19 protein-coding genes, 1 tRNA gene and 1 other annotated feature are annotated in these 20,944 nt (G+C 44.4%); of the genes, 11 read left to right on the forward strand and 9 right to left on the reverse strand.

Translation table 11 applies throughout. The annotated features are described in order from the left end of the window. Positions 1 to 202: 202 nt before the first annotated feature. Complete coding sequence (locus A4S05_RS20015) at positions 203 to 1,669, forward strand: right-handed parallel beta-helix repeat-containing protein (RefSeq protein ID WP_069071552.1); 1,467 nt, start codon at positions 203 to 205, stop codon at positions 1,667 to 1,669. Beyond that, positions 1,666 to 3,594, forward strand: a complete 1,929-nt coding sequence (locus A4S05_RS43435) for a choice-of-anchor Q domain-containing protein (RefSeq protein ID WP_069071553.1) — start codon at positions 1,666 to 1,668, stop codon at positions 3,592 to 3,594. The genes A4S05_RS20015 and A4S05_RS43435 overlap by 4 nt, the downstream gene beginning before the upstream one ends. A gap of 354 nt (positions 3,595 to 3,948) precedes the next feature. On the opposite strand, the gene A4S05_RS20025 is transcribed toward A4S05_RS43435, so the two are convergent. Then, complete coding sequence (locus A4S05_RS20025; protein WP_069071554.1) at positions 3,949 to 4,893, reverse strand: glycosyltransferase family 2 protein; 945 nt, start codon at positions 4,891 to 4,893, stop codon at positions 3,949 to 3,951. Positions 4,894 to 5,046: 153 nt separating this feature from the next. Here A4S05_RS20025 and rplS point away from each other — a divergent pair, with 153 nt between their 5' ends. From rplS to rplL, 8 genes are all read left to right on the forward strand, one after another. After that, complete coding sequence (gene rplS / locus A4S05_RS20030) at positions 5,047 to 5,409, forward strand: 50S ribosomal protein L19 (protein WP_069071555.1); 363 nt, start codon at positions 5,047 to 5,049, stop codon at positions 5,407 to 5,409. Positions 5,410 to 5,555: 146 nt separating this feature from the next. Next, a tRNA-Trp gene (locus tag A4S05_RS20035) sits at positions 5,556 to 5,628 on the forward strand. Positions 5,629 to 5,927: 299 nt separating this feature from the next. After that, a complete protein-coding gene (gene secE, locus A4S05_RS20040) occupies positions 5,928 to 6,149 on the forward strand; it encodes a preprotein translocase subunit SecE (protein WP_069071556.1) in 222 nt (73 codons plus the stop codon). Continuing rightward, positions 6,149 to 6,790 carry a transcription termination/antitermination protein NusG gene (gene nusG / locus A4S05_RS20045; protein ID WP_069071557.1) on the forward strand — a complete coding sequence of 214 codons (642 nt, stop codon included), beginning with the start codon at positions 6,149 to 6,151 and terminating at the stop codon, positions 6,788 to 6,790. Before secE ends, nusG begins: the two co-directional genes overlap by 1 nt. 6 nt (positions 6,791 to 6,796) lie before the next feature. Beyond that, complete coding sequence (gene rplK / locus A4S05_RS20050) at positions 6,797 to 7,222, forward strand: 50S ribosomal protein L11 (protein ID WP_069071558.1); 426 nt, start codon at positions 6,797 to 6,799, stop codon at positions 7,220 to 7,222. Between the two features lie 116 nt (positions 7,223 to 7,338). Beyond that, on the forward strand, positions 7,339 to 8,052 hold the full coding sequence (gene rplA / locus A4S05_RS20055; RefSeq protein ID WP_069071559.1) for a 50S ribosomal protein L1: 714 nt from the start codon (positions 7,339 to 7,341) through the stop codon (positions 8,050 to 8,052). A gap of 63 nt (positions 8,053 to 8,115) precedes the next feature. Then, positions 8,116 to 8,283: a sequence feature (ribosomal protein L10 leader region), on the forward strand. A gap of 67 nt (positions 8,284 to 8,350) precedes the next feature. After that, positions 8,351 to 8,965, forward strand: coding sequence for a 50S ribosomal protein L10 (gene rplJ, locus A4S05_RS20060; RefSeq protein ID WP_069071560.1), 615 nt, complete (start codon positions 8,351 to 8,353; stop codon positions 8,963 to 8,965). 93 nt (positions 8,966 to 9,058) lie between these two features. Further along, positions 9,059 to 9,451: a 50S ribosomal protein L7/L12 gene (gene rplL, locus A4S05_RS20065; RefSeq protein WP_069071561.1), complete on the forward strand. Its 393-nt coding sequence runs from the start codon at positions 9,059 to 9,061 to the stop codon at positions 9,449 to 9,451. A 199-nt stretch (positions 9,452 to 9,650) separates the two neighbouring features. On the opposite strand, the gene A4S05_RS20070 is transcribed toward rplL, so the two are convergent. The 3 genes from A4S05_RS20070 to A4S05_RS20080 form a co-directional block, all read right to left on the reverse strand. Then, on the reverse strand, positions 9,651 to 10,388 hold the full coding sequence (locus tag A4S05_RS20070) for an SDR family oxidoreductase (protein WP_069071562.1): 738 nt from the start codon (positions 10,386 to 10,388) through the stop codon (positions 9,651 to 9,653). Between the two features lie 229 nt (positions 10,389 to 10,617). Next, positions 10,618 to 11,220, reverse strand: a complete 603-nt coding sequence (locus A4S05_RS20075) for a peptidoglycan-binding protein (protein WP_069071563.1) — start codon at positions 11,218 to 11,220, stop codon at positions 10,618 to 10,620. Between the two features lie 331 nt (positions 11,221 to 11,551). Then, a complete protein-coding gene (locus A4S05_RS20080; protein WP_069071564.1) occupies positions 11,552 to 11,968 on the reverse strand; it encodes an SH3 domain-containing protein in 417 nt (138 codons plus the stop codon). A gap of 948 nt (positions 11,969 to 12,916) precedes the next feature. On the opposite strand from A4S05_RS20080, the gene A4S05_RS20085 reads away from it, so the two are divergent. After that, positions 12,917 to 15,040, forward strand: a complete 2,124-nt coding sequence (locus A4S05_RS20085) for a M13 family metallopeptidase (protein ID WP_084227172.1) — start codon at positions 12,917 to 12,919, stop codon at positions 15,038 to 15,040. A 71-nt stretch (positions 15,041 to 15,111) separates the two neighbouring features. On the opposite strand, the gene A4S05_RS20090 is transcribed toward A4S05_RS20085, so the two are convergent. The 5 genes from A4S05_RS20090 to A4S05_RS42645 form a co-directional block, all read right to left on the reverse strand. Then, a complete protein-coding gene (locus A4S05_RS20090; RefSeq protein ID WP_256091051.1) occupies positions 15,112 to 16,941 on the reverse strand; it encodes a mechanosensitive ion channel family protein in 1,830 nt (609 codons plus the stop codon). A gap of 49 nt (positions 16,942 to 16,990) precedes the next feature. Beyond that, positions 16,991 to 18,166, reverse strand: coding sequence for a PrsW family intramembrane metalloprotease (locus tag A4S05_RS20095; protein WP_069071566.1), 1,176 nt, complete (start codon positions 18,164 to 18,166; stop codon positions 16,991 to 16,993). Then, the gene (locus A4S05_RS20100; RefSeq protein ID WP_069071567.1) at positions 18,166 to 18,756 is read right to left on the reverse strand and encodes a hypothetical protein; all 591 of its coding nucleotides are present in this window, start codon (positions 18,754 to 18,756) and stop codon (positions 18,166 to 18,168) included. The genes A4S05_RS20095 and A4S05_RS20100 overlap by 1 nt, the downstream gene beginning before the upstream one ends. An 825-nt stretch (positions 18,757 to 19,581) precedes the next feature. Next, positions 19,582 to 20,361 (reverse strand): hypothetical protein, encoded by a 780-nt coding sequence (locus A4S05_RS39110; protein WP_084227173.1) that lies wholly within the window; start codon positions 20,359 to 20,361, stop codon positions 19,582 to 19,584. 15 nt (positions 20,362 to 20,376) lie between these two features. Further along, positions 20,377 to 20,940, reverse strand: coding sequence for a hypothetical protein (locus A4S05_RS42645; protein ID WP_069071569.1), 564 nt, complete (start codon positions 20,938 to 20,940; stop codon positions 20,377 to 20,379). Between the last annotated feature and the right edge of the window lie 4 nt (positions 20,941 to 20,944).

Here is a 20,944-nt window from a genome sequence, read left to right on the forward strand (position 1 = left end):
TAGAATTCCCCATTTCCCTCTCTTGGCCACTACTGAAATACTTTTATGACTTTACAAAAACAGCAATTTGCCTGATGATAAAAAAGAAATAAATAGTAATAAATAATTCGTTAGTACTGTTAGTATTTGTGTGAAAACCCTAGTAAATATAAAGCTTCAGTCAGTTTGAGTTGACCTCATAACCTTATCTTGAAGTAACAAAATGCTAACTCCACATACTCCAAACTTCCAATTAAATTCCATAACGGTGAATGATACCGGAGACGCAGATGATGGTGATGCGAACAACGGCATTACCACACTTCGGGAAGCAATTAACTTAGCTAATGCTACTCCAGGGGATGATGTGATCACTTTTGGGGGTGTATTCACGGATAACACCCCAGATGTAATTACCCTGACCTCTGGGCAACTGACGATTACTGATGATCTTACCATCTTGGGCACTGGGTCATCTTTGCTTACCGTGAGTGGAAATAATGCTTCCAGGGTGTTCGAGATATCAGGATTAGTAACAGATGTTAGCATTGATGGTTTGGCGATCGCTAATGGTAATGATAGCGGTATTAAAACTAACAACAATGCTATTCTCAGCCTAACTAACAGCACCGTTTCTGACAATACAGGAAGCGGCATTTTTAACGAAACCTATACCAACGTCAGTCTAACTAACAGCACCGTTTCTGACAATACAGGAAGCGGCATTTTTAACAGAGGCTATAGTAGCCTAAATATATCTAACAGCACTGTTTCTGGAAATACGGGAAGCGGCATCTTTAACGAAGGAGGCACAGTCAGTCTAACTAATAGCATTGTCTCTAGCAATACTGAAAACGGCATCTTTAACACCATCACTGGTATTCCTCCGTTCATACTTAATCCTGGTAACATCAGGCTTACAAATAGCACTGTCTCAGGTAATACGAAAACTGGGATCTATAACCGAGACAGCATTCTCTGGCTTAACAATAGTACTGTATCAAACAATACAGGAAGCGGCATTTCTAACTTATCTATCCAAGATGAATATATCTTTTCTTCCAGTTCAGCTACCCTGACGAACAGTACTGTATTTGGGAATACAAATACTACTGAGGGCGGCGGCATCTATAACAACGACGCCCTCACCCTCATCAACACCACAATTACTAATAACACAGCTGACTCTAACGCTGATGGGACTGGCGACGGTGGCGGCGTTTTCAACGATGGTGGGACTATAACCGTTGGGAACAGCATCATTGCCGGTAACTTCGACAACTCCACCTCCAGCAACATCACGCCCGATGTGGCTGGTAGTTTTAGCGACTCTGGCAATAACCTAGTTGGTAATAATACTGGTAGTACTGGTTTGACTACCAGCACCTTAGTGGGCACCAACGCCAGCCCCATTAATCCCCAACTCAGCCCTCTACAAAATAATGGTGGTGCAACATTAACTCAAGCTTTACTTGCGGGTAGTCCCGCCATTGATGCAGGCAATAATTCCCTAGTTAGCGCCAGCACAGACCAAAGAGGCCCTGGATTTGACCGAATATCTAACGGTGTGGTTGATATTGGTGCTTATGAAGTCCAATTCACTAGCAAGCCACCTATTAATACTGACACAATAGTAAAGGCGTATTTGAGATATCAGGAACAGGGACAGATACTAGCATTAATGGCTTGAAAATTGCTAATGCTAGTGATAGCTTTGGTAGTATTTTTCTCAATAGCAATGCCAGCCTAAACTTGACCAATAGCACTGTATCTGGTAGCACTGGGTCTGTAGGCGGCATCTTTAACAGAGGTAGCCTTAGCCTGACTAACACCACTGTTTCGGATAATAGGGGATCGTCACTAGGAGGCGGCATATTTAACACAGGCAATCTCAGCCTAATTAATAGCAGCATCTCTAATAACATTGCCTCGATCAAATACGACCCCGCTTACGGCGGCGGAATATTCAATACAGGTAACCTCAGCATAACGGGAAGTACTTTCTCTAATAATATTGCGATCGCTAGTGGTCTTGAGCGCGGCGGCCCTAACCCTTTGCCATCTTACGGTGGCAGCATCTATAACTCAGGTACCGTGAACCTGAACTATAGCACCATCTCTGATAGTACAGCCGAAAGCGGTGGCGGCATCTATAACTCAGGCATCTTCAACCTGAGCAATAGTACTATCTCTGGCAATAGGGGGTACATCGACGGCGGTGGCATTTCTAACTCAGGCAGTCTTACCCTCGCCAACAGCACCATTACCAATAACAACGCACAAGACTTTTACGTTCGTAATGCCGATGGTGGAGGCATTTTTAATGACTCAGATGGTACTGTTATCGCTGGCAACACCATCATTGCAGGCAACTTCAACAAAAATTTATATGACTCTTCTGAATCCTCTATCCTCAAGCCTGACGTTTCTGGCAACTTCACTGATGTCGGCAATAACCTGATTGGTGACAACACAGGTAGCACTGGCTTTACTACCAACAGCATTGTGGGTAACAGCGTCAACCCCATCGACTCTAAACTAGGGCCACTAGAAAATAATGGTGGTGTCACCTTAACTAATGCTCCACTTGTGGGTAGTCCTGCTATTAATGCTGGCAATAATGCCCTAATTCCTGTTGGTGTCACCACTGACCAACGTGGCGCTGGATTTGATCGGATATCTGGCAGTAAAGTTGACATTGGTGCCTATGAAGTCCAAACTTTTGCAGGCGATGGCGGTCAAAACAAATTTGTGATTGGCCTCAACGAGGGAACGCAGATTATCACAAATTTCGGTGGTGTGGGTAAAGGAACAAACCCAACAAATGCGGTGATTGCCGAAGCTGATACCCTTAAATTTGAGGGTACTGGCTTAACTGCCCGAAATCTGCTGCTCACCCAGAATAGTAGCAATCTGTTAGTCTCCTTTGAAAACTTGGCGAACAGTCCAAACGTCATCCTGCAAAACTTTGATCTAGAAAAACTCGATAATCTCCGCAAATCTACTGGAGCCAGCGTAGATTTGGGTAATATCCTGTTTGATGGGCAAACCAGCATTGAAGACAGCTTTGATGTCTTCGATGCAAACTCTACCCAAAGCACCGTCTTTGGTAAAAATAGAGTCACCTTCCTTAACGACCTGAACAATAATGTCAACGGTCTTGACAACTCCAACGATGTGATCAGCAGTCAGGGGGGTAATGACCGCATTGATGGCAAGAGTGGAAACGATCTGCTGCGTGGTGGTGCGGGGGATGATACCCTCATTGGTGGTAGTGGCAATGATATCCTCATTGGTGGTGCTGGTAATGACATCCTCACTGGCAGTAGCGGTAATGACCAGTTCGTTTACCAAGCCTTGAGTGACATCGGTGATACGATCACTGATTTTAATCAGAGCGAAGATCAGTTAGATTTAAGTGATCTATTCAGAAGTCTAGACGACAGTGGAATTCCTGGCATCAACCAATACTTGCAGTTTGTACAATCGGGTACTTCTACGCAAGTTCAGATTGACCCCGATGGTTTTGGTGGTATTGAAAGTTTTAACACCTTTGTGACTTTGAATAATTTCACTGCTACAAATCTGGTAGTTGGTACAAACGTCTTTGTCTAGCATTTACACGATCACCCTCCCTTTGTTAAGGCTATCCATTACTTTTTGCCAGTGCGATCGCTTACAGGTAATGAATTTGTGATTCAATGTCAATAATATAGGCATTATATCAATAATCAATTCATGATTATTGATATAATGCATCTTTTATAAAGTCATAAAACAAATTTGCAACAAGGGTTTTGACCTTTTTAAGAAAGGTGTGACTAATGCATAGTTGCTAATACCAATTACCTGTGAGGTTGCTATAAAAGCAGTTGTTCTGAGCAACTTGTCTCACCAAGGCTGATTCTGTGCAGCTTCTTAGAAAATTGGTATAAACAATAAGGGAAAGTACTGCCAACGCTTAAAAAGCTACGACGCAATTAATACAAGTTTACGAACCTGAGAATTGTTTCCTTGAGAGCGGCGTGATGAAGCAGCAGTTAGCAAAAACTTCCAAGACTGAGGAGAAAGTATAGACGGATCGATCATTGAAAGAAAACTCTTGATATTTTTTTGCTTCAGTGCTACTAAAATCCAATGGAGTTTCAGGTAATTTTTTATATCCTGCAAGACTGGAATCTTTGAGCGATGCTGCTCATTTACCAAAGCGTAAATTTTCTCCTTCATCAAAATATTTGTCGCCAACCGCCGAGACAAAGAAAACTTTTGATTATACGCACCAGGCCAGATAGTGCGGTAAGCAAGACACTGGTTGAAGAAAATAGCATCACCAAATTGAGCAATCCGAATCCAGGAATCGATGTCATCACAGTTAGCATCGAGTGTAGAGTCCCAACCACCAGTTTGCAGGAAAGCATCACGTCGGCAAGCTACTTGTACAGGTGTGCCAAAAGGTACAAGTTCTAAAAGCATACCGTAGTGAATATCGGCTTGGGGGATATAAAAAGCTAAACCGGGGCCAACTTGGGGAGTGCGAGAGAGTTCAACTTCATTATCATCCACCTGAGCCGCGACACAAGAGCAGATTACAGCATCGGGACGAAGTGCGATCGCTTTTGCCATCTCTTCTATGCAGTTAGGCGCTAAATAGTCGTCATCATCTAAAAACTTAATCCAGTCGCCGCTAGCTTTGGCAACTCCAGCATTTACTGTTGCTGCATGACCAAGGTTCACTTCATTACGATGATAAACAACCTTGTCGCCTAAGCCTTTAAGATAGGTTTGGGTGTCATCAGATGAACAATCATCGGCAACAACCACCTCGCACTCGATTGTTTGGTTCCGAGCCGAGTCAATTGCTCTTTGCAGCAGATTCAAGCGATTATAGGTACTGATGACGACGCTAAATTTCATAAATTTTACCCCTGTGGTACAGCATTCTGCAATATAGCTTTGATCTTTAGACCGTTGTATCAGTAAAATTATCAATCCCAACAAGTAGACTGAAATAGGATTATCGATTTATCATTGATGATCGTGAGATTTTTTTAAGCAGACAGAAAGACTATGAATGCTCAAGAGATTATCCGCTCCATTGAAGCGGAACAGATAAAATCGAATCTGCCCGACATTTACGTGGGCGACACTGTAAAAGTGGGAGTGAAAATCAAGGAAGGCGAAAAATATCGCGTACAACCCTACGAGGGAGTAGTAATTGCCAAGCGTAATGGTGGCATCAACGAAACGATTACAGTCCGTAAGGTTTTTCAAGGCGTGGGCGTTGAGCGGGTATTTTTGCTGCATTCTCCCCGGATTGACAGCATCAAAGTCATACGTCGCGGTAAGGTACGCCGTGCTAAACTCTATTATCTCCGCGATCGCGTAGGTAAGGCAACCAGAATCAAGCAACGGTTTGACCGCCCTTTGTGATTCGTCCTTCAATCATGATGGGAGAAATCTCAAGCGGCATCTGCCGCTGACTTGTTTTTCAGACAAAATTAAGGTATGATATAAATCTCATATTGCGTTAAACTAAAATTTAGTTCAGCGCAATCACTGAATCAAAAACAGCTTGTGCGCTCTTAGTTCAGTTGGTAGAACGCAGGTCTCCAAAACCTGATGTCGGGGGTTCAAGTCCTCCAGGGCGCGCTCAAGAGCAAAAACTAAGCCCGAAATAATTACGCAACTGTTAATATAGCAGTTAGCGATAATAATTTCGGGTAAACTTATTGTGTTTGTAGTTGTTTTGCTTCCAGTAAGTGAAATAGAGTCGAAACTGCAAAACTGGACGAACAAATTTTAGATTTTAAATTTGAGATTTGGGATTGACAAAAACTCTAAATAAATTGACAACCCAAAATCTGAAGTTGAGTACCCTTGCCTAAAAGCATGGGGTAAATCTAAAATCCCAAATCCAAAATTGAGTAAGAAACGGGGGATAATCGGTCGTGGCCAAAAAAAATGAAGCAGAATTGCCAGAAACCACAAATGGGTTTAGCTTTGGCAACTTCATCCAGGGAACCAAAGAAGAACTTGAAAAAGTAGTTTGGCCCAGTCGGAAACAGATAGTGAGCGAGTCCGCCGCTGTGTTGTTAATGGTGGCACTCTCCGCATCTTTGATATACTTGGTCGATGGATTGTTTGCTTGGGCAGCCAAACAGGTATTCTGATGACTTTTGCAACAGACGAACCTCGCAACTCAACCTTCCAGTCGGAAGACACAGCAGAAGCAGCAGAAACAGCGTCAAAAGAAGCACGCTGGTATGCAGTGCAAGTGGCCTCAGGCTGTGAAAAACGTGTAAAGACGAACCTAGAACAACGCATTCAAACTTTTGATGTAGCTGACAAAATTATCCAAGTAGAAATTCCGCAAACGCCAGCGGTGAAAATCCGCAAAGACGGCAGTCGCCAGCATACAGAGGAAAAGGTTTTCCCTGGCTATGTGTTGGTGCGGATGATGATGGATGATGATACCTGGCAGGTGGTACGAAACACTTCCCATGTAATTAATTTTGTCGGTTCAGAACAAAAACGTGGTAGTAGTAAGGGTCGCGGTCACGTGCATCCCATACCACTGAGTTCTTCAGAAGTAGAACGTATATTCAAACAAACCAGCGAACAAGAAGCTGTTGTCAAAATTGACATGGCTACTGGTGATAAGATAATGGTGCTTTCTGGTCCATTTAAAGACTTTGAAGGCGAGGTGATTGAAGTCTCTCCAGAGCGGAGTAAGCTTAAAGCCTTGCTCTCAATTTTTGGTAGGGATACACCAGTTGAATTGGAATTTAATCAGGTAGAGAAACAGAGCTAAATACAAATGGCGAAGAAAGTAGTGGCGGTCATTAAACTGGCCTTGAATGCTGGAAAAGCCAACCCAGCACCGCCAGTGGGGCCCGCATTGGGTCAACATGGTGTCAACATCATGATGTTTTGTAAAGAGTACAACGCCAAAACAGCAGACCAAGCTGGAATGGTAATACCTGTAGAAATTTCGGTTTTTGAAGACCGGAGTTTTACATTTGTACTCAAGACGCCACCAGCATCAGTGCTGATTCGGAAGGCGGCAAAAGTTGAGAAAGGCTCAAATGAACCCAACAAAAAGAAGGTTGGGTCAATTACCAAAGCACAACTGCAAGAAATAGCCCAAACCAAACTCCCTGACCTCAATGCCAACGACATCGACGCGGCAATGAAGATTGTGGCAGGAACGGCTAAAAATATGGGTATAACAGTCACGGATTAGTCATTGGTCATTAGTCATTAGTCATTGGTAACTGACGAAGGACAAATAACAAAGGACAAATAACTAAAAATTATCGGGGGAGAGGCGAAGCTTCGGAATTACCCCAGGAGAACAAAATGCCAAAAATATCGCGTCGTTTGCAGGGATTGCAAGCAAAAGTAGAAGAGAAGGACTATCATCCTTTAGAGGCTTTAGCCCTTCTTAAAGACACAGCAACAGCTAAATTTACCGAAGCTGCTGAAGCCCATATCCGGCTCGGAATTGACCCCAAGTATACAGACCAACAGTTGCGGACAACGGTAGCACTGCCCAAAGGTACAGGACAAATCGTCCGAGTGGCGGTGATAGCCAGAGGCGAAAAGGTAAACGAAGCAAGCAACGCTGGTGCTGATTTAGTAGGGTCAGAAGAACTGATTGACGAAATCCAGAAAGGTAGAATGGATTTTGACAAACTGATTGCCACACCCGATGTGATGCCACAGGTAGCGAAACTGGGTAAGTTGCTTGGGCCGCGTGGTTTGATGCCATCGCCCAAGGGTGGAACCGTAACATTTGACTTAGCAGGTGCGATCGCAGAATTCAAAGCTGGTAAATTAGAATTCCGAGCTGATCGAACTGGTATTGTCCATGTTATGTTTGGTAAGACAACTTTCTCGCCTGAAGATTTGTTAGTCAACCTGAAGGCATTGCAGGAGACGATTGACCGTAACCGTCCTTCAGGAGCTAAAGGTCGTTATTGGCGCACATTTTATGTGTCAGCCACAATGGGGCCATCAATTAAAGTTGATATCAGCGCCCTACGAGATTTGAAACTGAGCGAAGCAAGTTGATTTTTAGTCATTAGTCATTAGTCATTTGTAAATGCAAAAGACAAAGGACAAATGACTAATGACAAAATTAAATAGACAAAGCCGGAGACAGCAGGTGCTAATAGCTTAAATATCCTGCCGAGGTTGAAACTCTAATTGTCAGAATTACCACCTATGAAGGTGTAATAACTATGGCATCACGAGTCTTACTCTCAACCCCGGCTATGTTAGCTGGGGTTTGTTGTTTTGTTTGGTTCAGGTTGAGAAAAAACGTACAAGTAGGGCACTTCCCCGATTGTTTTAAGGAGGTGAGATTGGAATGGGTAGAACACTAGAAAATAAAAAAGAGATAGTAGCTGACCTCAAAGAAACTTTGAGTGAGTCAACTCTGGCACTGGTAATAGAGTATCAAGGATTAACTGTTGCTGAGATTACCGATTTACGGCGGCGGCTACGTCCGAGTGGTGCTGTCTGCAAAGTAACTAAAAATACTTTGATGGGCATTGCTATTGAAGGTGAAGAAAAATGGCAGCCATTGTCAGAACTACTCAAAGGTTCTTCAGCCTTTTTGCTGGTCAAAGAAGATTTTTCATCTGCAATTAAGGCTTACCAAGACTTCCAAAAAGCCACCAAGAAGACAGAACTTCGTGGCGGTGTTATGGAAGGTCGCCTACTCAAAGAACCAGATGTCAAGGCTCTCGGAGACTTGCCATCTAAGGAACAACTCATCGCACAAATTGCTGGGGCTATCAACGCTTTGGCGACCAAGATTGCTGTGGGTATCAACGAAGTTCCTGGTTCACTGGCTCGTGCTTTGCAGGCTGTGGCCGACCAAGAGCAAAGTGGTGGTAGCACCGAGACTGCTGCTGTACAAGATAGCAGCACCGAAGCCGCGACTGAAGCTGATAGTAGCACTGAAACTGCTGCTGAATAGACTTCGTGGTTCATCAGTCAAGAGTCAAAAGTCTATAGTTAAAGACCAATGACCGATGACAAATAAATAATCAAAATTACAGGAGTTATATCAATGTCTGCTGCAACCGATCAAATTTTAGAACAACTAAAAACCCTTTCTTTGCTCGAAGCTTCTGAGTTAGTTAAGCAAATTGAAGAAGCTTTCGGCGTGAGTGCTGCTGCACCCGTTGGTGGCATGATGATGATGCCTGGTGCTGGTGGTGCTGCTCCTGCTGAAGAAGCTGTTGAGCAAACTGAGTTTGAAGTGCTTCTCGAATCAGTCCCAGCTGATAAGAAAATTGCTGTCCTGAAGATTGTCCGCGAATTGACCGGTTTGGGTCTGAAAGAAGCGAAAGACTTGGTGGAAGCTGCGCCCAAGGCAATTAAAGAAGGTATTGCTAAGGATGCCGCTGAAGATGCTAAGAAGCGGATCGAAGAAGCTGGCGGTAAGGTAACTATCAAGTAGTCACAATTCTCTTACCACTTTTTGATTAAGGAGCCTAAGTTAGGCTCCTTTTTTGATCATAGAGTCTTCTGTTGTCTATGAAATACTATTTTTAATTAAAAAATCCTCATTTCTTCACTGTTGCACTCGCTCATCAGCGAATGGGATGAAGTCACCCACAGATTCAAGAAAAAAGCTAAAGCTACAGTGAGGATATCAACTAAAGTTCTTGACGTGTTGGACGGATGATGATTTCATTCACATCAACATCACTAGGCTGCTCAATAGTGTATGCGATCGCACGGGCAACAGCATCTGCATCAATGGCGATCGCATAAAGTTGATTAATTCCCGCTGCTGTGTCTTGATCGGTAATCGTGGTAGTCAGTTCAGTGTCAACGGCTCCTGGTGAGATATTGGTTGAACGGATTTCACCGTTTGACTCTAGCCGCAGTCCTTCAGAAATTGCTCGTACTGCGTATTTGGTAGCACAATAGACTGCTGCCCCCGGAAACACCTTATGTCCAGCCACAGACGATAGGTTAATGATATGACCAGACTTTTGCTGACGCATAATCGGCAACACGGCAGCAATCCCATAGAGAACGCCCTTGATGTTGACATCAATCATCCGATCCCACTCTTCCACTTTTACTTGGTCGAGGGGAGAAAGCGGCATCAAGCCAGCATTATTGATCAGCACATCGATACGGCCATAAGTACTCAAAGTTTCCTTCGCCAAAGTTTCTACCTGTGCGCGATCTATCACATCCGTCACTCGGTAGGTTGCAGTCCCTCCTGATTTAGCGATCGCTGCAACCAATTCTTTGAGCCGATCTTCTCGGCGGGCAGCCAGCATCAGCTTGGCTCCACTAGCTGCAAGTCGCTTCGCAGTCGCCTCACCTAAACCACTGCTGGCTCCGGTGATGATTACCACTTTGTTTTGAATCTCAGACATATTGATTAATGCGGATCGTTGAGTGTGGGTTATGAAACATTGAGTGCTGTTTAAGGGGATTGTACCTTTTTCTTTCTGGTCATTCCTAGTAGTCTGCCAACCCAAAAATGCTAAGTGAGGACTGAGGAAAGGGAAAAGGGGAAAGGTTAAGGGATTTAAACCCTTTCCCCCTTCCCCCTTACCCTTTACCCCGCCAAGTTCACTTGGCGAACTACTAGATTACTTATGTTTATAAGTATCCTTCATCTACAGTGCTATACGATCCAAATAAAGCACTGCGAGTTTGGGGGCCGACTATACCATCGACACGCAAACCATTGTTGGCTTGAAACTGCCGGACTAGCCCAATAGTCGTATTTCCGTAATAACCTGTAGGATTAATCCCTAAACGCCTTTGTACTTGTGATACAGCAGAACCTCTAGAACCATAACTGAGTGTGATGCGTCCACCTACTCCAGCAGAGGTTGGGTTGTTTGAACGAGAGTTATACGTATCACCTACCCATCTTGCAGCTACATATCTATTTCTGGATAGGCGAACAAAACCATTGGCTCTACCAGTGCTGGTAATTCTAGTACCGTTGGGAATACAGTCTACAACTGAAGAACTAGTGTAGGGGCTTACACGCACGTTAAGACAACTGCCGTTAGTTCTGACATAAGCGCCTAATGCTGCTGACACTTGGGTAATAGCTGTAAAAAATACTATAAAACCAGCTAACGATAACCAAACAGAAGATTTCAGAGACTTCTTCCAATCTAAGTCAAACTTGGGAAATTCATAGTCGATAGATTTTGCCTGACCGTTTGCCTCTTCGTAGGCCACGAACATAGATGAATAACCCTGTTTTGTCACTCTCGGAAAACAATAATCTCAGCCTGATTCTAAGACTTTGATTTCATCAAGGTTTGAGGCTTTATTTTCTAACAGAAGCTAAAAATTATAGATAAAACGTGGAAATTAAAGCCCTGTAACCTTTTGGGCGATTGGATTCTCCCACTCTGACAAAAGAGGGATAAGCAATATATTCCATTGATTAACACCTTAATCTTTCAAAAACTAAAAACTCACAAACTTTTCACACTACAAATTAAGCGATTCTTGAACGGCAATAGACTCACTCAAAGTCATCGTCCAGTGTCTATGGTGTACGACTGCAATTTTATTCGCCACCATCGCTGAAAATAATGTTGTCGCTACGAATCCAACCAATTGCTCCCGATTTCGGGAATTTCACTCGACACCAGTTACGGTTACGACCACCTCTATCTTTGTCTTGAACGCATTCTAAGTTTTGGACGCGATCGCCACCTAACCCGTAGCCCTTAGTAGATGAATTGATAGTTGGTCTTGTACGTAGGTTAATTCTTTTTGACCGTCCTCCAGCTAGTGTCACCCAATTAGTTCTAGCGATGAAATAAGGCTGGTTTAACTGATTTACAACAGAAGAATTTGGGGTTACAGAAACATCATTAATTCCTTGCACTCGTCCGTGAGAAATATTTGCTTTCACTGGAGAAGTCGCAACAAATGATGCTAAAGATACAACAGTAGTAACAATTAATGTTTTAAGTTTCATGATTTTTGTTCGCCTAAATATTGACAAATTAAACTTGACCTAGCCTTTGTAGCTTGTTTTCGGATTTGCTCGTTAAACTTACCCATCTTGGAACAAAGATAGAGAACAGAATCCTTAAAATTTTTAGATAGATTTAAATTTCCCATGTTTTCTTCTTGACTTCAAGTGCAGATAAATCAGTTAATCTACTTACAGGCAAATTAGCCCAAAGCACCATCATGATTAAACTGGTCAGAAAGTTATATTTTTACTCTTGTTTTACAAGGTTTTATTATTAATTTTTTGATATTTAATTTGGAGGTAAACCTAAAATTTTTCTTAAAATAGCTTTAATATACGTTGTATATTTTATTTTTTTATCAAAAAATATCCATGAATTTACTTACAGTTAGAGAAATATCACTTAAATCAGTTAAGAGATAAATTACTTTATTCAAAACATCATATACATCAGTTAAGGTCAGAAACTTACTTACGAGCATCTGACTTTTTTCAGATAGCTCCAACAGACTATACTCCATTGAGTAAGTAAATCGACAAGCAAAGTACTTTAAGGATATTTTTCGATTTCATGTATACACAAAAATTTTGTATTTATTTATTTTTGAAATCAAACTCTTATGAGAGAATAGCTATTAAATTTTAATAATTTTGTGAAAATATCAAAGTCAAATCTAGCTGAAAATGAAGCAATTAACCAAGATAAATTTTTCAAAGACTAAAAATAAACACTATATTCAATCTCAGTTCCAGAACCAGTCAAAGATTTAATGAAATTAACAAACTGGCATTGATTCAGAATTCAGAATTCTGAATCAAGACGCTCGATAGCGCCAAGGGAAAAGACTCGCTAACACTACGCTATCCGCCAGTCGAACTCCAATTCATTCTGTTAGCGGATAGCTAAGGTTTAGCCCATTCTGACTCCTAAATTCTATTTTGATAAACATGAAAAACAATCAGAAAATTTCTGCCATTCCCCGGTTAACCAGCAGTATCTTTTTAATTCTGGGAATTTCCGCCATACCCTACACTACCGCTTGCAGTAATCAATCCAATAGCAGCAAAGCCGAACAAGTTTCTCATACTAAGTTTCCTCTGGGTTTTTCGGTAAGTAAAATAGACACCACGGTAGACCCCAAGCAGGATTTCCAGAAATTTGCAGCAGGCAAATGGCTCGATGGTGTTCAACTTACTCCAGACCTTCTGCGAGTGTCTGATAGTGACTTTTTAGCCAAGCAGGTTTCCCAGCAGGTGCAAAAAATAGTGTCACAAGCAGCTGCTCAAAGCGCTAAGGCATCTAAAGGAAGCCCGTTGCAACAGGTTGGTAACTTTTATAGCTCAGGCATGGATGAGAAGCGGCTGAAAGCTTTGGGGGTTTCTCCTCTGAAGCCAATGTTTGACCGTGTTGAGGCTATCAACTCTCCTCAGACTTTAACGGCAACCCTCGCCGATTTGTCAGTCATATTCAGTGGAGATGATACCTTGATGTTTAGGGTTGAGATTGGAGCAGATACCCAGAATAGAACCATCAATAGTGTCTATGTGGGCGATCGCCAACTGTCCCTCCTAAGTCAAACAGAATATTTGAATCAAGACACGGCTGCTATCCGCAGTGCCTATTTAAAGTTCATCACAGACAACTTAAAAATCGCTGGCGATTCTCCTGAAAAAGCAGCCGCCACAGCTAAGAAGATTCTGGAAATAGAGACTCGCCTTGCCAGCAAAAAACTTAGCCCTGTAGAAAAAAGAGACCCCAACCGCAGATACAAAAGGATGTCGTTTGCAGAGCTTGAGTCTTTGCTATCCAACTTCGATGTCAAGACCTATTTTCAAAAGTTGGGATTACCGACCAAGGGAAATGTCATTGTTGTCGAGTCTCAGGCATTGGCAGAGCTAAACCAGATACTCAAGCAATACCCGATAGAAGACATCAAGACCTATCTCCGTTGGGTGGTATTGCTGCAAACCAAACACTATCTGACTCCTGCATTTAACGAGCCTGCGCTTGCCTATGCTCAGAGTCGCTATGGAAAAATTCAGCTTCCGCCCCGTGCTGAGATTGTATCCGGCCAGATTCCTGAATTATTAGGTCATCCTCTATCTGAACTCTATGTCAAAGAATATTTTTCTCCCGAATCCAAACAACGGGTAGAAGGTATGATTGGACAGATTAAATCGGTGTTCAGGGCGCGGTTAGCAGCGAATCGCTGGCTGAGTGAGCCTACCCGTAAATCAGCCCTGGAAAAACTTGACCGTATGGTTATCAAAGTAGGGTATCCAGAGAAATGGATTAATTACTCCAGTATTGATATTCAACGGGATGACTATTTTGGCAACGTGATACGGATCAAAGAATTTCTCTCCCGTCGCAATTTGGCCTTGTTGGGCAAATCAGTAATCCGTGATGAGTTCAACGACCCAGAAGCCACATTGCCTATCAGCGTAGATGCAGCCTACGATCCAAGCCAAAACGGAATTGAGATCCCTGCGGCTTTCTTACAACCACCATACTTCGATAGCAAGGGCGATGCAGCCGTGAATTTTTGTTCTATGGGAGCTGTAATTGGTCATGAAATGACTCACGGTTTTGACAGTCAAGGGCGACTTTACAATTCTCAAGGTAATCTCCAGAATTGGTGGACTGATGAAGATGCTGCTAAGTTTGTAGCCCAGACCGATAAATTGGTGAAACAAGCTAATGCTTTTGAAGTGCTTCCAGGGTTGAAATTGAACGGAAAACTTACCGTAGGAGAAAATTTGGCTGATGCTGGTGGGGTCAGTCTAGCTTATGAGGCGCTACAAAAATATTTGCAAGAAAATCCCCAAGCTAATCAAAAAATCGATGGCTACACACCCGAACAGCGTTGCTTTATTGCCTGGTCTCAGTTATGGGCTATGAAAACCAATGAAGGAATTCTTCGCCAAGAGACAGCAACCGATCCCCATGCTACAGGCTCTTATCGTGGCTTTGCTCCTTTTCAGCATGAGGATGGATTTTACAAAGCTTTTGGCATCAAACCGGGCGATCCTATGTGGTTGGATGAAAAAGACCGCGTGAAGATATGGTAAGTAGTAATTCAACACACAAATATTGACCTGTGTAGATTAGGGAAAGAGCAAAGGGTAAGGGTTTAAAGCCTTTACTCTTTATCTGTGTTGTAAGTAATCCATTGTGGTCTGCCAATCTGGATATTGTTTGCTTCAAAGGCTAGGCGCACTCGTAGACGGAACTCTCGCCCAACATTCCATTGTTCCATCGGTGCCGTTTTAATCCAAACGCGCACTAGCATACCCGTGTGGGAGAGGTCATCAATGCCCAGGACTTCGGGTGATTCTGGCAGGCGATCGCGCCATTCCACTTCGCTATACAATTGCTGGGAGACTTGCCTGAGAATTTCTAAAACCTGCTTCGGGTCGTTTTCATAGGCTACCACAATAGAAAAGTCTACCCGCGACCAAAGGCGGGTTAAGTTGTTGACATCAGTGATATTGCTATTAGGAATGGTAATTAACTTACCTTCGCCATTGCGTAGTTGAGTCACGCGTAGGTTGAGATTTTCCACCAGTCCGCTTTTATTCCCAATCTCAACCACATCTCCTACAGCAAATTGATCCTCCATCAAAATTAAGCAGCCATTGACCAAATCTTTCATCAAACTTTGGGAACCAAGGGAAATTGCAATACCGATGACAGCACCCCCTGCCAAAATTGAACTAGTGGGTACATTAAAAATGTCTAGAGTCCGCAAGATACCGAAGGTAATGAAAACAAAGGTGATTAATCCTTTTAGTGCCCCGGAAACTGTTGCAGATCGCAGGGTAATCCGTTGAGTTTCACTCAAAGGGAGAGAGGGATGGGTTGTCCAGACATCGATGATGTAGTCAATTAAGCTTTTGCCAATACGAATGACAATACTAGTGAAAAACCAAATAATCAGCAGCGCGAGGGGACGGGCTAAAGCTTCACTCCACCATCTCATCAGGTAGGGGACGCGAGACATGATGACCACAATGCCGATGTACCATCCGAGAATAAACGCCCAAAACAGTAGCAAGGTAAGAAAAGAATAGATCCCCAGTTGGCGCTTGAGAGTGAACTGTCGCTGGATGATTTCTAGAAATTGCGATCGCTGATGGGCGATGGTGTGTGCCTCTGATTCGCTGGTGTCGATTGCCTGAATATTGGCCGATGTTTCTGCCTGAGAGCGTTTGACCGCAGCCTCTTTTGCCTCAGCTATATGCTCTTGATAACGAGCTTGCAATACCGTCTGTTTGCGAATTAGAGTTCGCCGCAGGAACCATAACACAACACTGCCCAACACCAAGCCGATGCTTATTTGTAGTGCCTGGCCAACCCGTTGAGACAATACCTTAGGTGAGAAGAGTCGCTCGATGCGTTCCACTTCTGCTTGTAATATTTTTTGCCACTCCTGGGCCAATTCCTCCAGTGTTTTCCCATAGTAGTCACCATCTGGCTCTGTCACTGTCACCAGCCTTAAAGAACGGGTCGTTTGATCGTCATTGAGCTGGAGGATTAGGCGGTTATTCAGGGTGGCAACAGAAATTATGGGAGTTTCTTTGGCTTTGTTGGCTCTATCGAGCGCTCGCATCAGCCGTTGCGTAATTTCTTCAGCACGTACTTCCACAGGAAGACTTCCCTCTGGCGGTTCGTCGCGATTAAAAACAGTGGGAGAGACAACCTTAAATAAAAGGTTTTTGTCTAGTGGTGAATTCACGTTGGCAATTTCATATTCACCGAGACGGGTGACGCCTTTAGGCGGTTTGTGCGGATCGTTAGAAGCGGCGGTGGGTGAGGAGGAGAGTTGACTGTGGGCGATCGCACTCCAACCAAGTACTATTGCGATCGTCATCACGCTGACTAGCACAAACCGAATTATTGAATGGAGGAAGCGATTAAACAGGAACATAATCTCTGGTAAAGTGATTGAGCAACTCGATCTTGGAGTCATGCTCTACTGTATCAGGCACTCTCGATCGCCTCAGCATTTCCGCTGGAATCTACTCTAATCGACCTAACTGTGCTGCACCGCGCACCCTTGCAATCTCCGCACGCGCGGCTTTGGCTGCCGGACTATCGAGACTGTCCGTAGATGCAATTGCAGCTGCAAGATCGATCGCCGCATCAAGTATTAACCCAGCGCGTTTTGCCGCCTCAGACCCGGATGAGGACTTGATCTCTTTTAGGTAAGCTCGCCGATTTCTCGGTCGGTTAGAAATCGCATCCAGTTCGGCTTCTGTCACGATTCCGTTTGCAACATCGTCAGCCAGCAGGACGCGGACAAACTTGCGCTGACGCTGCTCGGAGAACCGCCACGCAAGCAAAATCGCAACCGTTCCAATGACGATGCCGATGAGCCCGAAGCCGATAAACCCAATAATGGCATCCCAACAGCCATGAGCCAGACAAGCCAACAGAAAGAAACCTACCAAAACCGCGAGCCGATGGCCGAACGAGCGATTTTTCGCTTCGAGGAAGTAGCCAAATCCCGTACCCGCAACCGCCGTGAAGAGCGAGTGACTCCAGAAACCGACAGATGTGCGCCCTACCAATACCTGGAACGCATCAGCAACCTGCTGCGATCCAAAGCTTGCGTCGGGTGCGCCCACAATGTAAGACACGTTTTCAAAGACCTGAAAGCCGAGACCCACAAACGCACCAAGCAGAAACCCGTCGTAGGCGTTGCGGACATGGTTGCGTGCTAGTAAAGAGAGCATGATAAGCCCGACGAATTTGGAGCTTTCTTCCACGATGGGTGCCGTGATGGGCGGACTCCAATGGCTATAAAAGTCGAAGCTGGCCAGCTTCGCTATTAGGGATAGGATTGCACCATTGCCAGGGAGCGCCATGACCCACGGCGCTACTAGTCCGCCCCAGAGGAAGCCAAGCAGCGCGAGCTTGGCTGGCTCGCGTTCATAGCGATCTTTGTGCGTGAGAAACCAGATCCAAGGCAGGCAATACAATGCCTGAGACGAGAGGGCGATGAACAGAGCGGTGGGATAGATGGCGCTGCTCAACAAAAGTCCGCTGAAAACATAGGTGCCTTTCAGCACGAGCAACCAATACAGGTAGCACGCCGGGTTGTGCGGCTGAAAAAATCGGACGGGATAGCTCCAGCCTGAACGAGCAATGGCAGCCTTGCGGATTGTGTCCTCACTCTTTGCCGTGCTAGTCACTAATCGCCCTCCTTTGGTTTAAATGTGATGCTCTTAATCATGTCAGCGATCGGTTGCTCCAGTTGTGTGGAGGTAGCGGCCGGGCCCTTCACAATCACTTCGATTCCCTGACCCTTGCCATCGACGTATGCGAGCAGTAGACCAGTATAGTTGGGACTATTAATTCTCTTAGCTACTCCGGCAACCTTTTGCAGTGTTGTAATGGGAACTGGTTTACCCTCGACAACAAATTCATTCTGGTCTTTCACGATCTGGTTGAGGAGTTCCTCGGCAGTTCCCTTCCAGACGCCGCTCTTGACGCTAAACGTGACACCATCTTTGAAGACCTCTGCGGTTGATGAATTCCCGGCAGGGAATGGGGCCTTAGTTAGCACCCAGCCTTGGGTTGGCGTAAAACTTACGGAACCGACATTATAAGCTGTCCCTGCTAAAACCTCCTTGTTATGAACAGCCTCGTTGATGGCTGGCATGACTCCCGACCATAAAAACACCACAAGATAAACGCTCACCGTCGGCCAAATGAGCCGGCGATCGAGTCCAAACAGCCGATATTCAACCGGTACAGCGGCTTCGTTTCTTAGGGGGGACATACAATTTTCCTTTTTGCGGTGCTAAACAGGCAGGGGAGCAGGGAGCAGGGAGCAGGGGGAGGAAAAGTCGTTGTGATTCCGAAAATTGGATAATTTATTTTTTGGAGTTCCCTTATATTGGGCAGAAAATTTCTGCCTAAGATCCCGCACATAATACGCTGTTGGAGGTGTTTAGACTGTTGCACTTCCAGCGATCAAGAAAACTGTTAAAAGCGATGCGATAAACGTATCGCTTCTAACAGTTTTCAAGCTTTTCTCTAGTATTGAAAAGCAACCATCACAAGATACCGACTGAAAGTTCAAAAGGAACCGTTCGATTTCTGTCCTTACTGCCACCCATTAGATACACACGAACTGTATAGTTACCACTCTGTGACAAACGAACGTTTCCGTCGTTACCCGATATTGAGCTGTTATAAATTGCCCGATCTGTGCTGCCTGGTGGGAGAATGTTGAAGTATGCTGATCCTTTGGTAATCAACGAAACCGACATCCTCTGCCCTGCCCGCGCATTCAGAACATAGTCGTGGTAGTGGTTGCCCGTGATCGAAGACCGCATAAAAGTGTTATCGTTGCCAGCGGAAAACCGTACTGTCGTATGAGCCTGAGCTAACGACGGTGCAGTGAAGCTAAATGTGAGCGATGTGGTGATAACCGAGGCGGCTAAAACACTACGAATAAGAGTCAAGGCAGAGTTTTCCATGTGATAGTTTCTCCGTCGCAAACAATTCATTGTTTATTGTTCTAATTAATCAGCAAACCAGTTTTCAACTGCGAAGACATGGGTTTTGTTTTTGTCTTGACGAAACCCAACAATACAGCAAACTAGAATCGGGTTCTGCTACTGCCCCAATCGCCTGAGTTGCACTCGCCCCGAAACTTTTCAATCCCATCTATGGCGATCCTGCCACTGCGCCGGTCGATATTAACACGCGGTTTATTTAGTCCGTTCATCCGGTATCTTCCCGTAATGCGATCGGGCGAAACCTGAAGGTTGTCGAGCTTCCACCATCCATTGTCACCACCGGAATTGATCGGCGCGATGAGCCTTCCGCCGAGATGGATTTTTCCCTGTGTATCACGGATTTCGACCTGAACCTCGGAATCGAAGTCGCTAGTCGTTGACTCTATGCGATTACTTGCTTCGTAGCGATTGCGGCGATCGTTCCATTCATATCCATAGCTATTTGTGACAGTCGGTTTGCGACCCTCACCATAGCAGATCAAGGTCAGATTTTGGCGCGACGAACTGCTATTGTGATTGTCAGATGTGCGCTGTTCCCGCAGGTAGCTATCGATCGCTGTCTGGGCTTTACGGATTTCTGTTGAATTACAGGATCGACCCCGTTGAAGGATCTCTCCTTGAGGGTTAAAAAGGACAGTACAGCCTCTTCCTTGTGTCATACCAGTCACACTCAGATTACCGTTGTCTAAAGTGTCAATCACTGCTTGAGCGTTAACAGGATGAGTGACTGTCAGAGTTAATAAACCCACAATAGTAGGGGCTAATGTTCGCAAGCTTTTCATTAGTTGCATTGACTCTAGATGAATTTGTTTGGAAACTCTATCATTGAGAATTTCGCCAGTGTCAATCGGTTTAGACACAAGAACAGGATTAGATTATCTATGGCAGTGATGCCAATCAACGTAAAAGATGTTTTGATAGCGACCGTTTGAGGTAACGATTTCTACACACTTACCTGAGTTGCCTTCAACCCAGAATGAAGCAACAGAAGTATTTGACACTTTTTCGTTACGGCGATAGGTATATCCCCGCCGCCGCAATTCGCCCTCTGCTTGACCAGCCCTCGCTCCTACTAGGTCTGGCAAGGGTCGGGAAGACGAATTGCCTGTATTTTGAGGACGTTTCTTATCTCCGCGATCGCAATCTGCTGTAGTTCCGGTATCAACCAGAGAAACGTAGCGACCTTGTTCTGTCCTCACACTAATGCACCGACCTGTTTTAGTTTGAGTCCAAAAGCTATAAGTAGAATCATCAGATTTTTCAGCCCAGCGAAACCTATAGCCCCGCTTCTGGAGTATGGCTTCTCCATCTCGTCCGCGAACATTCACTAAATCTTGAATTCCGCGAACGGGATCTCCAGCATTTTGAGCCTGGGCATTGAGGGCGATCGTGATGATTAGGGAACTCACAACGATCGGAATTAAACGGTTTATTTTCATGTTG

It is taken from the genome of Nostoc sp. KVJ20 (assembly GCF_001712795.1).
Classification (GTDB): Bacteria; Cyanobacteriota; Cyanobacteriia; order Cyanobacteriales; family Nostocaceae; genus Nostoc.

Bases quoted from the DNA above. Each gene is read 5' to 3' on its own strand.
- A4S05_RS20070 (WP_069071562.1), bottom strand. From the start codon at position 10,388: ATGTCTGAGATTCAAAACAAAGTGGTAATCATCACCGGAGCCAGCAGT.
- A4S05_RS42645 (WP_069071569.1), bottom strand. From the start codon at position 20,940: ATGAAAATAAACCGTTTAATTCCGATCGTTGTGAGTTCCCTAATCATC.
- nusG (WP_069071557.1), top strand. From the start codon at position 6,149: ATGACTTTTGCAACAGACGAACCTCGCAACTCAACCTTCCAGTCGGAA.
- A4S05_RS20100 (WP_069071567.1), bottom strand. From the start codon at position 18,756: ATGTCCCCCCTAAGAAACGAAGCCGCTGTACCGGTTGAATATCGGCTG.
- rplJ (WP_069071560.1), top strand. From the start codon at position 8,351: ATGGGTAGAACACTAGAAAATAAAAAAGAGATAGTAGCTGACCTCAAA.
- A4S05_RS20015 (WP_069071552.1), top strand. From the start codon at position 203: ATGCTAACTCCACATACTCCAAACTTCCAATTAAATTCCATAACGGTG.
- rplS (WP_069071555.1), top strand. From the start codon at position 5,047: ATGAATGCTCAAGAGATTATCCGCTCCATTGAAGCGGAACAGATAAAA.
- A4S05_RS20090 (WP_256091051.1), bottom strand. From the start codon at position 16,941: ATGACTCCAAGATCGAGTTGCTCAATCACTTTACCAGAGATTATGTTC.
- rplK (WP_069071558.1), top strand. From the start codon at position 6,797: ATGGCGAAGAAAGTAGTGGCGGTCATTAAACTGGCCTTGAATGCTGGA.
- A4S05_RS20075 (WP_069071563.1), bottom strand. From the start codon at position 11,220: ATGTTCGTGGCCTACGAAGAGGCAAACGGTCAGGCAAAATCTATCGAC.
- rplA (WP_069071559.1), top strand. From the start codon at position 7,339: ATGCCAAAAATATCGCGTCGTTTGCAGGGATTGCAAGCAAAAGTAGAA.
- A4S05_RS20085 (WP_084227172.1), top strand. From the start codon at position 12,917: ATGAAAAACAATCAGAAAATTTCTGCCATTCCCCGGTTAACCAGCAGT.
- rplL (WP_069071561.1), top strand. From the start codon at position 9,059: ATGTCTGCTGCAACCGATCAAATTTTAGAACAACTAAAAACCCTTTCT.
- A4S05_RS20025 (WP_069071554.1), bottom strand. From the start codon at position 4,893: ATGAAATTTAGCGTCGTCATCAGTACCTATAATCGCTTGAATCTGCTG.
- A4S05_RS20080 (WP_069071564.1), bottom strand. From the start codon at position 11,968: ATGAAACTTAAAACATTAATTGTTACTACTGTTGTATCTTTAGCATCA.